General features: G+C 61.6%; 12 protein-coding genes. 3 read left to right on the top strand and 9 right to left on the bottom strand.

Going from position 1 to position 13,901, the window contains the following annotated elements:
• Positions 1 to 30: 30 nt before the first annotated feature.
• The 6 genes from ACZCWR_RS15800 to ACZCWR_RS15825 form a co-directional block, all read right to left on the bottom strand.
• Positions 31 to 591, bottom strand: coding sequence for an LPS-assembly lipoprotein LptE (locus tag ACZCWR_RS15800; RefSeq protein ID WP_487303350.1), 561 nt, complete (start codon positions 589 to 591; stop codon positions 31 to 33).
• Positions 592 to 650: 59 nt separating this feature from the next.
• A complete protein-coding gene (leuS, locus tag ACZCWR_RS15805; RefSeq protein ID WP_487301659.1) occupies positions 651 to 3,245 on the bottom strand; it encodes a leucine--tRNA ligase in 2,595 nt (864 codons plus the stop codon).
• Positions 3,246 to 4,188: 943 nt separating this feature from the next.
• Complete coding sequence (locus tag ACZCWR_RS15810; RefSeq protein ID WP_487301660.1) at positions 4,189 to 4,608, bottom strand: ExbD/TolR family protein; 420 nt, start codon at positions 4,606 to 4,608, stop codon at positions 4,189 to 4,191.
• An 11-nt stretch (positions 4,609 to 4,619) separates the two neighbouring features.
• A complete protein-coding gene (locus tag ACZCWR_RS15815; RefSeq protein WP_487301661.1) occupies positions 4,620 to 5,285 on the bottom strand; it encodes a MotA/TolQ/ExbB proton channel family protein in 666 nt (221 codons plus the stop codon).
• Between the two features lie 11 nt (positions 5,286 to 5,296).
• On the bottom strand, positions 5,297 to 6,094 hold the full coding sequence (gene dapB, locus ACZCWR_RS15820) for a 4-hydroxy-tetrahydrodipicolinate reductase (RefSeq protein ID WP_487301662.1): 798 nt from the start codon (positions 6,092 to 6,094) through the stop codon (positions 5,297 to 5,299).
• Between the two features lie 81 nt (positions 6,095 to 6,175).
• Positions 6,176 to 6,976 (bottom strand): outer membrane protein assembly factor BamE, encoded by an 801-nt coding sequence (locus tag ACZCWR_RS15825; RefSeq protein ID WP_487301663.1) that lies wholly within the window; start codon positions 6,974 to 6,976, stop codon positions 6,176 to 6,178.
• 199 nt (positions 6,977 to 7,175) lie between these two features.
• Here ACZCWR_RS15825 and fur point away from each other — a divergent pair, with 199 nt between their 5' ends.
• A complete protein-coding gene (fur, locus tag ACZCWR_RS15830; RefSeq protein WP_487301664.1) occupies positions 7,176 to 7,604 on the top strand; it encodes a ferric iron uptake transcriptional regulator in 429 nt (142 codons plus the stop codon).
• Between the two features lie 147 nt (positions 7,605 to 7,751).
• Here fur and ACZCWR_RS15835 read toward each other — a convergent pair whose 3' ends face one another.
• The gene (locus tag ACZCWR_RS15835; RefSeq protein WP_487301665.1) at positions 7,752 to 9,077 is read right to left on the bottom strand and encodes a C4-dicarboxylate transporter DctA; all 1,326 of its coding nucleotides are present in this window, start codon (positions 9,075 to 9,077) and stop codon (positions 7,752 to 7,754) included.
• A gap of 232 nt (positions 9,078 to 9,309) precedes the next feature.
• Between ACZCWR_RS15835 and ACZCWR_RS15840 the strand changes: the two genes are divergently transcribed.
• Entirely contained in the window at positions 9,310 to 10,005 is a 696-nt protein-coding gene (locus tag ACZCWR_RS15840) for a FadR/GntR family transcriptional regulator (RefSeq protein ID WP_487301666.1), read from the top strand.
• Between the two features lie 172 nt (positions 10,006 to 10,177).
• Positions 10,178 to 10,567 (top strand): hypothetical protein, encoded by a 390-nt coding sequence (locus tag ACZCWR_RS15845; protein ID WP_487301667.1) that lies wholly within the window; start codon positions 10,178 to 10,180, stop codon positions 10,565 to 10,567.
• Between the two features lie 62 nt (positions 10,568 to 10,629).
• Here the strand turns inward: ACZCWR_RS15845 and gap are convergent, their stop codons facing one another.
• Both gap and tkt read right to left on the bottom strand, forming a co-directional pair.
• Positions 10,630 to 11,640 (bottom strand): type I glyceraldehyde-3-phosphate dehydrogenase, encoded by a 1,011-nt coding sequence (gene gap / locus ACZCWR_RS15850; RefSeq protein ID WP_487301668.1) that lies wholly within the window; start codon positions 11,638 to 11,640, stop codon positions 10,630 to 10,632.
• A gap of 50 nt (positions 11,641 to 11,690) precedes the next feature.
• Positions 11,691 to 13,742, bottom strand: a complete 2,052-nt coding sequence (gene tkt / locus ACZCWR_RS15855; protein ID WP_487301669.1) for a transketolase — start codon at positions 13,740 to 13,742, stop codon at positions 11,691 to 11,693.
• Between the last annotated feature and the right edge of the window lie 159 nt (positions 13,743 to 13,901).

Genomic DNA, 13,901 nt, shown 5'->3' on the forward strand with positions numbered 1-13,901 from the left:
GCCCGTGACCGATGAACGTAGCGCGCACGATCACAGCGGCGGCGTCGGCAGCGGCGCGCGCGGCGACACGCCCGGCGTCTGCTCAGCCGGCGTCGGATGCAGCGAACGCACGGCCGCGAGCCGACGCGTCAACTGATCGACCGCGTCGTTGCGCATGTCGTTGTAGAGCAGCGTCGATTCCTGCGATTTGGCGAGCGTGTATTGATCGCTGTAGGTCATCGAGCGGTTCAGCGCCATGGAACTCGTCGGAATCAGCAGCGTGCCGTCCGCGCCGATCAACGAATAGGTCAGGTTATAGACCAGCTCGTATTCCTGCACGACACCCTCGGCGTTCAGACTGAGCGTGCGCAAGCCCTGACTTTCCGAGAGGTTGAGCGTGGCTTCCGGCTTCTCGAACGGCTTGACGATCACCGTGTCGCTGCCGCCTTCCACCATGCGTTCGAGGCGCGCGACCATCTGCGGCGCGCCCCCTGCGATGGCCAGCCGCTTGAACGCGTAATCCTGCTGGCCGCGCAACTGGAAGCCGCACGCGGACAGCGCGGCCGCGCCGCCCAGCAGCGGGAAAATCGACAAAAACGAACGTCTGCTGATCCTGCCCGAGCGTTTTTCGACGGCTTCTCCGGACACATCCACTCCCTTGTTTTGGCTCATCAGGCGACCACGTTCACGAGACGTCCCGGCACCACGATCACCTTCTTCGGCGCGCGGCCCTCCGAGAATTTCCCGAACATCTCGTGCGCGAGCGCGGCCTTTTCGATGTCCTCGCGTGATGCATCCTTCGGCACGACGATCGCGCCGCGCACCTTGCCGTTGATCTGCAGCACGAGTTCGATTTCCGATTGCTCCAGCGCGGCTTCATCGACCTTCGGCCACGGCGCGTCGAGCAGCGGACCGAATTCCTTCTCGTAGCCGAGTTCCGACCACAACTGGAACGTGAGGTGCGGCACCACCGGATACAGCACGCGCAGCAGCACGCCGAAGGTTTCGTTCAGCACGCCCGCGCTCGTGTTCTTCGCGCTGTCGACCGCGTTGAGCATTTTCATCGCGGCGGAGACGACCGTGTTGTATTGCAGACGGCCGTAGTCGAAGTCGGCCTGCTTGAGCACGGTGTAGATTTCGCGGCGCAGCGTCTTGTCGGCATCGTTCAGTTTCGAGGCATCCAGCTTGCCGTGCTGACGCAGCACGTCCGCGTTGTCGTGCGCGAAATGCCACACGCGACGCAGGAAGCGGCTCGCGCCTTCCACGCCCGCGCCCGACCATTCGAGCGACTGTTCCGGCGGTGCGGCGAACATCACGAACAGACGCGCGGTATCCGCCCCGTACTGATCGATGAGCGTCTGCGGGTCCACGCCGTTGTTCTTCGACTTCGACATCTTCTCAACGCCGCCGAGCACGACCGGCTGGCCATCGGCCAGAAGCGTCGCGCCTGTGGGACGACCTTTGTCGTCGTGCGCCACGGTGACGTCGAGCGGGTTGTACCAGGTCTTCTTGCCAGTCGCGTCTTCGCGATAGAACGTTTCGTTCAGCACCATGCCCTGCGTGAGCAGGTTCTTCGCCGGTTCGCCGAACTTGACGAGGCCCATGTCGCGCATGACCTTGGTCCAGAAACGCGAGTACAACAGGTGAAGAATCGCGTGCTCGATTCCGCCGATGTACTGATCCATCGGCATCCAGTAATCGGTGCGTTCATCGACCATGGTCTTGGCATCCGGCGCGCTGTAGCGCGAGAAGTACCACGACGAATCGACGAACGTGTCCATGGTGTCGGTTTCGCGTTTGGCATCCGCGCCGCACTTCGGGCATTGGCAATTCAGGAACGCTTCGGACTTCGCGAGCGGATTGCCCGTGCCGTCCGGCACGAGGTCTTCCGGCAGCACCACGGGCAGATCCTTTTCCGGCACCGGCACATCGCCGCAACTCGGGCAATGGATGATCGGAATCGGCGTGCCCCAATAACGCTGACGCGAGATGCCCCAGTCGCGCAGACGCCAGGTGATCTGCTTGTCGCCGAGGTCCTTTGCCTTGAGGTCGGCGGCAATGGCGTCGATCGCGTCCGCGATGCTCAATCCATCGTACTTGCCGCTGTTGACGAGGCGGCCGGCGGTCTTGTCGCCGTACCACTCTTCCCACGCGTCGGTCGAATACGTCTTGCCTTCGACCGCGATGACCGGCTTGATTGGCAGATCGTATTTCTTCGCGAAGGCGAAATCGCGTTCGTCGTGCGACGGCACGCCCATGACCGCGCCTTCGCCGTAGGACATCAGCACGTAATTGCCGATCCACACTTCGACCTGCGCGCCCGTCAGCGGATGCGTGACGAAGAAGCCCGTGGGCATGCCCTTCTTTTCCATCGTGGCGACATCTGCTTCCGCGACGCCGCCGCGCTTGCATTCCTCGATGAACGCCTGAAGGTCCGCGTTATCGCGCGCCAGACGCGTGGCGAGCGGATGCTCCGCCGCGACTGCCGCGAACGTGACGCCCATGATCGTGTCGGCGCGCGTGGTGAAAACGCGCAGAAGTTTCGCCTCGCCGTCGATTTCATACGGAAAGCCGAAATTCACGCCGAAGCTCTTGCCGATCCAGTTCTGCTGCATGATCTTGACGCGCTCGGGCCAGCCGAGGCCTTCGAGATCGTCGAGCAGTTGATCCGCGTAATCGGTGATGCGCAGGTAGTACATCGGGATTTCGCGCTTTTCCACGAGCGCGCCCGAACGCCAGCCGCGTCCGTCGATGACTTGCTCGTTCGCGAGCACGGTCTGATCGACCGGGTCCCAGTTCACCGTGCCCGTTTTCTTATACGCGATGCCTTTTTCCAGCATCTTGAGGAACAGCCACTGGTTCCATTTGTAGTAGTCCGGCGAGCACGTGGCGACTTCGCGCGACCAGTCGATGGCGAGGCCCATCGACTGCATCTGCTTCTTCATGTACGCGATGTTGTCATACGTCCACTTCGCGGGCGGCACGTTGTTCGCCATTGCCGCGTTTTCGGCGGGCATGCCGAACGCGTCCCAGCCCATGGGCATCAGCGTGTTGTGGCCGTTCATGCGCAGATAACGGTACATCACGTCGTTGATCGTGTAGTTGCGCACGTGCCCCATGTGCAGCTTGCCCGACGGATACGGCAGCATCGAGACGCAATAGAACTTGGGCTTGGCCGAGGTCTCGGTCGTCCGGTAGACATCGTTCGCGCGCCAGTTGCCTTGCGCGGCGGATTCGACGTCGGCGGGTACGTATTTATCGTGCATGGTGTGGTGTTTTTGCTTCGCTTCGCTTCGCTTCGCGCTTTCGATGCTCGGGGGCGTCTGGGTGGAATCGGGCTTGGTCTGATTGACGAGGGTGCCCGGATTCCGGGCGGGTAAGGGGCGATTATACCTTTGTCGATTTGGGCGGATGTGTTGTGGACGGGGCTGCTGGTTGTTGGGCTTTTTATGCAGTAGCCGCCTCCCCGGCGGGGGGGTAACTTTCTTTGCTGCTGCAAAGAAAGTCACCAAAGAAAGCAGCTTTTTACACCATGCACGATGGCTGGAAAGGGTGATCTGGTTTAACGATACAGTGGCCGCGTTAGGACGTCCTTCGTTTGGGTCCGCGCGTGGGCAACCTGCGATTCCGCGCTCGAATGTTCTTGAGTTTGTGGTCCGCATTCATGCTTTCGGCCATGCGCTACGCGCGCCGAGAGCTTTAGAACGGAATCCCGCAGCGTATTAGCACCCAGCCACCTCAAGCTTCTCCGCTCTTTTGCTATTCGGCCCTACCTTGGTCCGCACTTCGAGCAAAAGGCCAAAACCGAGATGTGTCGTTTACGGAAGTGCTAACCAAGGTACGGCCCAATGGGAGAGGTGCGATGTGGCGTGATGTGGCTGGGCGCTCATACGCTGCGGGATTCCGTTCTAAAGCTCTCGGCGCGCGAAGCGCATGGCCGAAAGAATGAGCGCGATCCGCTGAAGGGTGATTATTCGAGCGCGTGATCGCTAGGTTGCCTAAGCGGCGAGTTATGCGCGTGACGTCCTAAAGCGGCCACTGTATCGTTAATTCAGACCAACACTTTCCAGCCAGCGTGCATGGGGGTAAAAGCTGCTTTCTTTGGTGACTTTCTTTGCAGCAGCAAAGAAAGTTACCCCCCCGCCGGGGAGGCGGCTACTGAATAAACAACACAAACACCAGCAGCCCTTTGCACGAAGAAAAAAAACCTCACCGCTTAGGCATAACAGTAACAAACCCAACCCTAACAACCCCAGCCTGCTGCGCAGCAGCCATAACCCGCGCCACGACCTCATACCGCGTCCCACTGGAAGCCCGCAAGAGCAACTCCGGCTTATCCCCCGCCTTCCCTGCATCAGAAAACCGCACCAACATCTGCTCAAAACTAACCGGATCATCGTTCCAGAAAAGCCGACCCGAATCGTCGATAGAAAGCGTGATGGTAGAGGGCGTCTCCCTCGCCGCCTGCGACGCAACCTTCGGCAAATCAACCCGCACCGCATGCGTAAACAACGGCGCAGTGATGATAAAAATCACCAAAAGCACGAGCATGACATCGATCAGCGGAGTCATATTGATCTCCGCCATCGGCGCGCCGCCGTTCTTCTTGTCGAGTCCGCCGAACGCCATCGCCGCGCTCCTTATTCGGACCCGCCGCACACAAACGCGTGCAGATCGTGCGCAAACCCATCGAGCTCTTCGGAAATCTGCCGCACGTAGCGCCCGAGAACGTTATAGGCAAGCACCGCCGGAATCGCGACAACCAACCCAAAAGCGGTCATGATGAGCGCCTCGCCAACCGGCCCGGCGACATTCTCGATCATCGCCTGCCCGCTCTGGGCAATGCTCGACAGCGCGTGATAGATGCCCCAAACAGTGCCGAGCAACCCGACGAACGGCGCCGTGCTCCCGACCGACGCCAGCAAAACCTGCCCGAACTCCAGTCGCCGCTGCGACCGCAACATCGCCTGACGCAGCGCCCGAAGCACACGCTCATCACGCTCAACGCGCGCGAGCAACGCCCCCGGCACTTCCGTCTCCGATGCGCGCCACGCCGCCTCCGCAAGCGGCAGATAAACCCGCTCGCGATCGACCGATTTCAACGCGCCGATGCCATCCTTGAGACTGGCGGATTGCCAGAACCGCTGCATCGCACGCGGCCCCTGCCACTTCGCGCGCGCGAGCACCCACGCCTTCACGAGCAGAAAACACCAGCTCGCCAGCGACATCGCGAGCAGCACGCCCGCGACCGCATGCGTGACGGCATCGCCGGATTGGAGGTAATGGAGAACGCCTGTCGCTGCCATCGTCGAATGGATCAGCGCAGACCGAGCACGTCTTGCATGTCGAAGAAACCGCGCTCGCGGCTCGCAAGGAACCGCACGGCACGCAGCGCGCCCTGCGCATACGACAGACGGCTCGCCGATTTGTGCGTGATCTCGACCCGCTCGCCGATGCCCGCGAACAGCACCGTGTGATCGCCGACGATATCGCCGCCGCGAATGGCCGAAAAGCCGATGGTCGACGGATCGCGCTCGCCGGTCACGCCTTCGCGCGCGTAGACCGCGCAGTCCTTCAGATCACGCCCGAGCGCCTTCGCGATGACTTCGCCCATGCCGAGCGCGGTGCCGGACGGCGCATCCACCTTGTGACGGTGATGCGCCTCGATGATCTCGATGTCATAGCCCGTCGCGAAATGCTTCGCCGCGAATTCGAGCAGCTTCAGCGTGACGTTCACCCCGACGCTCATGTTCGGCGCGAACACCACGCCGATCTTCTCGCCCGCATCCCGCAGACGCGCTTTTTGTTCGTCGCTGAAACCGGTCGTGCCGACGATCATCTTCACGTTATGACGTAGCGCCGCGTCCAGATGCGCGAGCGTGCCTTCGGGGCGGGTGAAATCGATGAGGAACTCGGCATCGGCGAACACGCTGTCGATGTCGTCGGTGAGCAGAACGCCCGTGGTCTTCCCGAGGAACGCGCCCGCGTCCTGCCCAAGTTGCGGCACGCCTGGCCGGTCGAGTGCGCCGACCAGTTGCACGTCAGGATCGTTGAGAACGGTTTCGATCAGCATCCGGCCCATGCGGCCCGATGCGCCGGCAATGGCGATCTTCATGGCAGTCTCGTGTTGAACCGCGCGGCCCGCACGCGGTGGATGAAGCGGCGCGCGAGGTCTACCCGCGCGCCGCCTGAAACCTTACTGCGGCATCGTGAATTGCGTCTGACCGTTCGCGTTCGCGTTGGCAGGCGTGGGCGACGTGGTCGCCGGACCGACCGCGCTGCTGTCGGGAATCTGCACGGTCTGCGGTTTGCGCTGAAGCTGGATCTGCGAATTGTTGCCCGAGCTGCCCGAACCGGGCGCGCCGCCCGCGCTCGTCGGCGCGCTGCTGTAGGTGGACGAACGCTGACGGCCCGTGGGCATGTCCACCTGCGCGGTCGCGCGATTCGCAGCTTGCGCGGCCTGCTGGTTCGCATCGCCCGCGAAAGCCGCCGATGCGTTCGGCTGCGTCGAAGGATCGCCCGATGGCGCGCTCACGTTCGCCGCCGTGGCATCCGCCGATGCACCCGACGCCGCCGAAGCCGTCGCAGGTGCAGGAACCGCCTTGGCCACCTTCACGCCCTTGTCGCCGTCGATCTCGGCGAGCAGTTCGAGGTTGGACGGCAGATTCTCGCCGCCCGACCAGCTCACCACGCGGTCGCTCGCGAAGTTCACCACGAAGTCACGCTGTTGCACGACCGCGGTCGAACCGCGCTTGAAATAGAACACGTAGTCCCAGCGATCGGCGTGGAACATGTCGGTGAGCAGCGGCGTGCCGATCAATTGCTTGACCTGATCGCGCGACATGCCGACCTGCATTTGATTCGCTGCTTCCTGCGAAACGAAATTGCCTTGCACGACCGTGATGCGATACGGCGTGATGCTCTGCGCGATCTTCTGCGTGACGCTGTCGTAGGTCGAGCAACCAGCGAGCGATGCGGCCAAGGTTGCTGCGATCATGATTCCCCGCATGCGACGGCTCTCCCTGCTATTCGATAGAGATTTTGAAAACATTTCACCTTTCGCGCGAGGCGCTCCAAGGCCGCGCACACTGGCTGCGCGTACATCGGCGAGTGAGTACAACGACCTGCGAGATGTCCGAATTCGACAAAACGCATTACTATGAGAACCTTGAATTGTACTCTAGGGATGCCTAGCCATGACCAATCCCGCCGATCTGAAAAACATCGGGCTGAAGGCGACCCTGCCCCGCCTGAAGATTCTCGAGATTTTCCAGCACAGCGCCGTGCGCCATCTGACTGCTGAAGACGTATACCGGAACCTGCTCACCGAGGAGTTGGATATCGGGCTCGCCACGGTCTATCGCGTGCTCACGCAGTTCGAGCAGGCCGGCCTGCTGTCGCGGAGCAATTTCGAATCGGGCAAGGCCGTCTTCGAACTGAACGAAGGCTCGCACCACGATCATCTCGTGTGTATCGACTGCGGTCGCGTCGAAGAATTTTTCGATGCCGAGATCGAACGCCGTCAGCAATCGATCGCGAAGGAACGCGGCTTCAAGCTCCACGAGCACGCGCTGGCGCTGTACGGCACGTGCACGAAGGAAAACTGCCCGCATCGCAAGCACTGAGCGCTCTCGCGCCGGACACACGGCGCGGTGCGACAAATGCAAACCGCCGCCCATCGAAGGATGGGCGGCGGTTTCGTTTCGTCCGTCACTTTTATGAGATGCGTATGCGGTTGATTCGCATCTGCATTCTTCGACCGTTAACGTGAACTACATGGCGTGCGCGCCTTCGTGGCCATGCACCGGCGTTGCATCCTGCGCGGAGGGCACGAAACGATATTCGTCGTCCTGATCGAGCACGCGCTTGGCCCGCGCGCGGTCGATGTCGTTCTCCCACACCGCCACGACCACCGTCGCCACGCAATTGCCGATGAGATTCGTCACCGCCCGCGCAATGCCCACGAACCAGTCCACCGGCAGAATCAGCACGAGGCCGAGCACCGGAATCGCGGGAATGGCCGAGAGCGTCGCCGCGAGAATCACGATGGCCGAGCCCGGAATGCCGTGCGCGCCCTTCGACGTGACGAGCGACACCAGCACCACGACGATCAGATCGTGCAGCGAGAGCGGCGTGTTCGTCGCCTGCGCGATGAAGATCACCGCCAGCGTGAGATAGATCGAGAAGCCATCGAGATTGAACGAATAGCCGGTCGGAATCACGAGTCCGACGGTCGAATCCTTCACGCCCATCCATTCGAGCTTGCGCATGATCTGCGGCAGCACGGCGTCCGACGATGCAGTGCCGAGCACGATCGACAATTCCTCGCGCAAATAACGCACGAGCTTGAAGATGGAGAAACCCGTGAGCCGCATCACCACGGCCAGCACGACGAACACGAACAGGAAGCAGCTTGCGTAAAACACGAGCACGAGCAGCCCGAGTTGCTTGAGCGACGCCACGCCATACTGCCCCGTCGTGAACGCAATCGCGCCGAGCACGCCGAGCGGCGCGAGCTTGATGATGAACCCCATGATGCGAAAGAACACGCCCGACAGTTCTTCGATGAACACCGTCACGCGTTGCGCCTTGTCGCCGAGTATGGAAAGCGCCGAGCCGAACAGCACGGCGAACACGAGGACTTGCAGAATGTCGCCCTTCGCGAAGGCATCGATGGCCGTATCGGGGATGATCTTCAGCAGAAAGCCCGCCGTGTCCTTCAGACTTTTCGCGTGCTCGGTGTAAGTGGTGAGCGCGGAGGCATCGAGCGAATGCAGATCGATGTTCATGCCCACGCCCGGCCGCGTGACCCACGCCAGAATCGCGCCGATGATGAGCGCGAGCGTCGTCATGATTTCGAAATAGACCACGGCTTTGAGCCCCACGCGCCCGACCTTCTTCAGATCGCCCGCGCTCGCCATGCCGCTCACCACGACGCAGAACACGATCGGCGCGATCACCATCTTGATGAGCTTGAGAAAGCCATCGCCGAGCGGACGCAGCGATTGCCCGAAGTGCGGAAACACCGCGCCCACCACGATACCGATGACCAGCGCGATCATCACCCTGCCGAACAACGAATTCAGGAATCTGCCCACGAGTGCTCTCCTTTTCGCCAAGTCGCGTGTGTTTCGAACGACTGTTCCGACTGGTCGGACCAGTGCTGTGATGATGGATATTAGGAAGCCAATATGAGCGCGTCAATAAAAGCGGGATAGCTGTTTACCCTGTTTTCGGGCGTTGTCGGCGCAAGTTGACGAACTCGGCGCACACGCATTTTTGGTGCATGTCTACAATGGCGGTCAGACCGGCCAACCGCGCTTTTATCCGATGAAAAACGTTCCGCACACTGTCACCGACGCTGCCATCGCGACCATTCGCGAACGCATCGAATCGAGTGTTTATCCGGTTGGCAGCCTGCTGCCGGCGCAACGGCAACTGTCGGATGAGTTGGAGATCAGCCGGGCGTCGTTGCGTGAGGCGTTGTCCACGCTGGAAGCGCTCGGCATGTTGCATATTCGGCCCGGCAAGGGCGTGTATGTCAGCAGCACGCAGGCGAGCACCGCGCACGCGTGGCGCTTCGCCGATCAGGCATCGTTGCCGGATACGTATCAGATGCGCTTCGCGCTCGAAGGATTCGTCGCGCGGCTCGCGGCGCATTCCATCGGCGAGGCGGATATCGCATGGCTCGATGACAACCTCAGCGCGCTGCGTCATGCGCTGGAAGAATCGGAACTGGAGGAAGCCGCGCAACTCGACTTCGCGTTTCACATGCGTATCGTGAGTCTGGCGGGGAATGCGGCCATCGAATCCATTTTGCGTGGCAGCGCGGACATCATGAAAGAGAGCCAGCGCCTGCCGTTTTATCGGCGCGAACTGGTGTTGTCCACGTATCACGAACACGCTTTGATCGTCGATGCCCTCAAGGCGCGCGACGGCGAAAAGGCGGGGATCGCGATCGAGCAGCACATCGTGAATGCCGCGCAGCGGGCGGGCGTGCATTTTCCGGTGCCGCGCAAGGCGTAACGCGTAACGCGTAACGCGTAAGGCAAAACCAAGCCGCGCGCAAAATCATTTCAGCCGACTTTCACCCCGGCACTTTCCGATGATCGCGGAAGTCTATGCTTCGGGTTCGCTCGCTTCTTCTTGATCGACGCGCGCGGCCCGCAACCGATACACATCACAGGGAGTAACGTCCATGGACGTTCAACAACTCGTTTCCGAATTCCTGAACTCGGAGCATGGCGCTCAGGCCACGCAGGCGCTCACCGCTCAGGGTTTCAATCAGGACGACAGCCAGCAAATGCTGGCCACCGCGGCGGAAACCGCGCACGCGCATGCCGAAGAACAAAGCGGCGGCCTGCTCGGCGATCACGCGGGCAAGAGCTTTTTCGCGGCGTTTGCGTCAGGTCTGGTGCGCGGCGATGGCTTTCTGAAATCGCTCGAAGAAGGCGGCGAAGGGATTTTGACCGGGCGCATCGCTGAATCGATTGGCGCGCGCATGGGATTGGACCCAGGCACGGCATCGACCGTCGCGGCGGCGGCCACGCCTTACGTCGTTTCGTTTCTGCGCGAAAAGCTGGGCTGAATCGAAGCCACAAAAAAAACCGCTCCGAGGAGCGGTTTTTTTCCAGCAGAGCGCAACGTACGTTACTTCGCGTTCGCCAGCGCCACAGCCGTATCCAACATGCGGTTCGAGAAGCCCCACTCGTTGTCGTACCAGCTCGACACCTTCACGAGACGGCCCGACACCTTCGTCAACGTCGAATCGAACGTGGACGATGCCGGATTGTGGTTGAAGTCGATCGACACCAGCGGCGCGTCGTTGTAGCCGAGAATGCCCTTGAGCGGGCCTTCCGCCGCTTCCTTCATGATCTTGTTGACTTCTTCCACCGTCGTATCGCGCGCAGCGATGAACGACAGATCCACCACCGACACGTTGATCGTCGGCACGCGAATGGCGTAACCGTCCAGCTTGCCATTCAGTTCCGGCAACACCAGACCGACCGCGGATGCCGCGCCCGTCTTCGTCGGAATCTGGCTGTGCGTGGCCGAGCGCGCGCGACGCAGGTCTTCGTGATACACGTCGGTCAACACCTGATCGTTCGTGTAGGCGTGGATGGTCGTCATCAGGCCGTTGACCAGACCGATCTTGTCGTTCAGCGGCTTGACGAGCGGCGCGAGACAGTTCGTCGTGCACGACGCGTTGGAAATGACCGTATCCGATGCCTTCAGCACGTTGTGGTTCACGCCATACACGATGGTCGCGTCCACGTCCTTGCCGCCCGGCGCCGAGATGATGACCTTCTTCGCGCCGCCCTTGATGTGCGCGCTGGCCTTTTCCTTCGTCGTGAAAAAGCCCGTGCACTCCATGACGACATCGACGTTCAGCTCGCCCCACGGCAGTTCGGCCGGATTGCGATTGGCCAGCACGCGGATCTTGTCGCCGTTGACGACGAGGTAATCGCCGTCCACCGAGACTTGCCCCGGGAACTTGCCGTGCGCCGTGTCGTACTGCGTCAGGTGCGCGTTGGTCTTGGCATCGCCCAGATCGTTGATGGCGACGATCTCGATGTCGTGCTTCTTGCCGTTCTCATAGAGGGCGCGCAGCGTGTTGCGGCCGATGCGGCCGTAGCCGTTGATTGCAACGCGAATCGTCATGGTCTATCTCCTTGGCTTAAAAAAAACCTGATATCGCAAGCGTGGATCGATCAGCCGTTCAGCACGGCCTGCGCCGTCTTGACGATGTTCTCCACGGTGAAGCCGAAATGCTTGAACAGTGCGCCCGCCGGAGCCGATTCGCCGAACGTGTCGATACCGACCACGCCGCCTTCCAGGCCCACGTACTTGCGCCAGAAATCTGTCACGCCTGCCTCGATCGCCACGCGCGCCACGCCCTTGGGCAGCACGCGCTCGCGGTACTCGGCATCCTGCTTGTCGAACACGTTCGTACAGGGCATGGACACGATACGCGCGCCGATGCCGACCTTCTGCAGTTCCTCGACCGCCTGCATGGCAAGCTGCACTTCCGAACCCGTCGCAATGAGAATGATCTTGCGCGCGGGGATGTCGTCGTTCCAGTCGCGCAGCACATAACCACCCTTCGCGATGTTCGCGATCTGGATATCGTTGCGCGGCGAGAACTGAAGGTTCTGACGACTGAAGATGAGCGTCGACGGACCTTGATACGACATTGCATGCGTCCACGCTACCGCCGTTTCGACCGTATCCGCCGGACGCCACGTTTGCAGGTTCGGAATCAACCGCAGGCTGGCCACATGCTCGATGGACTGGTGGGTCGGACCATCTTCACCGAGACCGATGGAATCGTGCGTGAACACGAAGATCGAGCGCGCCTTCATCAGCGCGGCGACGCGCAGCGCGTTGCGGCTGTAGTCCGAGAAGGTCAGGAACGTGCCGCCGAACGGACGATAGCCGCCATGCACCGCCAGCCCGTTGATGGCCGCGCTCATGCCGAACTCGCGCACACCGTAATTGATGTGATTGCCCCACTGGATGCCCGCATGATCCGGGTTCGTGTTCTCCGCGTCGCCCGCTGCGCGCACCGGCTTGCTGGCCTTCCAGTTCGTGAGGTTCGAGCCGGTCAGATCAGCGGAGCCGCCTAGCAGTTCCGGTAGCGCAGCGGCCAGGCCGTCGAGCGTTTGCTGTGACGCTTTTCGCGAGGCAATCGTCTCGCCTTTTTGATTTGCATCCTCGACGATCTTCGCCACGTTTGCCCACCAGTCCGCGGGCAACTCACCCTTCATGCGGCGCGAGAACTCGGCGCCTTCGTTGCGGTACTTTGCGCGATAGGCGTCGAAAGTCTTGTTCCATTGCGCTTCGACGTGCGCGCCTTGCTCCTTCGCGTCCCACGCGGAATAGACTTCGGCGGGGATTTCGAACGGACCGTACTTCCAGCCGATCGCCTCGCGCGTCGCGGCGATTTCCTTGTCGCCGAGCGGCGCGCCGTGCGCATCGTGACCGCCGGCCTTGGTCGGCGCGCCCTTGCCGATGACCGTGCGGCAGCAAATCAGCGTCGGCTTGTCCGACTTCTTTGCCTGCGCGATGGCGGCATCGACTGCATCGACGTTATGGCCATCCACGCCACGGACCACGTTCCAGCCATACGCTTCGAAGCGCTTGGGCGTGTCGTCGTGGAACCAGTGCTCGACGTGACCATCGATGGAAATGCCGTTGTCGTCGTACAGCGCGATCAGCTTCTTCAGCTTGAGCGTGCCCGCGAGCGAACAGGCTTCGTGCGAGATGCCTTCCATGAGGCAGCCGTCGCCGAGGAAAACGTACGTGTAGTGATCGACGATCTTCGAATCGGGCTTGTTGAATTCGGCGGCGAGCAGCGCTTCCGCGAGCGCCATGCCGACCGCATTGCCCACGCCCTGACCGAGCGGGCCGGTGGTGGTTTCCACGCCCACCGTCATGCCGTATTCCGGATGACCCGGCGTCTTCGAATGCAGTTGGCGGAAGTTCTTGAGTTCGCTCAGCGGCAGGTCATAGCCCGTGAGGTGCAGCAGCGAATACAGCAGCATGGAACCGTGACCGTTCGACAGCACGAAGCGGTCGCGGTCGAACCAGTGCGGGTTCGCCGGATTGTGTTTCAGATGGCGCGACCACAACGCGACGCCAATTTCCGCCATGCCCATCGGCATGCCGGGGTGGCCGGAATTGGCTTGTTGCACGGCGTCCATGGCAAGCGCACGGATTGCGTTGGCCATGAGGGCGGTCTGGCTTGAGGTCGGGGTCGTCATGTCGAGAGTGGGCAGGTCCTGAAATGATCCGCGCGATTGACGCCGAAGTGCTTCCACAGTGAATCTCAGGAGAGCGCCGGCCCGCTGCGCGCGAGGGTTTCAGGACCGGAACGACGAGAAACGACGAGGATCGGGAGTTCGTCATTCTAACAGAGCGGT

The organism is Caballeronia sp. A2-2 (assembly GCF_057612605.2).

Coding starts and splice junctions, on each gene's coding strand:
- leuS (WP_487301659.1), bottom strand. CDS start 3,245: ATGCACGATAAATACGTACCCGCCGACGTCGAATCCGCCGCGCAAGGC.
- ACZCWR_RS15810 (WP_487301660.1), bottom strand. CDS start 4,608: ATGGCGTTCGGCGGACTCGACAAGAAGAACGGCGGCGCGCCGATGGCG.
- ACZCWR_RS15815 (WP_487301661.1), bottom strand. CDS start 5,285: ATGGCAGCGACAGGCGTTCTCCATTACCTCCAATCCGGCGATGCCGTC.
- dapB (WP_487301662.1), bottom strand. CDS start 6,094: ATGAAGATCGCCATTGCCGGCGCATCGGGCCGCATGGGCCGGATGCTG.
- ACZCWR_RS15825 (WP_487301663.1), bottom strand. CDS start 6,976: ATGATCGCAGCAACCTTGGCCGCATCGCTCGCTGGTTGCTCGACCTAC.
- fur (WP_487301664.1), top strand. CDS start 7,176: ATGACCAATCCCGCCGATCTGAAAAACATCGGGCTGAAGGCGACCCTG.
- ACZCWR_RS15840 (WP_487301666.1), top strand. CDS start 9,310: ATGAAAAACGTTCCGCACACTGTCACCGACGCTGCCATCGCGACCATT.
- ACZCWR_RS15845 (WP_487301667.1), top strand. CDS start 10,178: ATGGACGTTCAACAACTCGTTTCCGAATTCCTGAACTCGGAGCATGGC.
- gap (WP_487301668.1), bottom strand. CDS start 11,640: ATGACGATTCGCGTTGCAATCAACGGCTACGGCCGCATCGGCCGCAAC.
- tkt (WP_487301669.1), bottom strand. CDS start 13,742: ATGACGACCCCGACCTCAAGCCAGACCGCCCTCATGGCCAACGCAATC.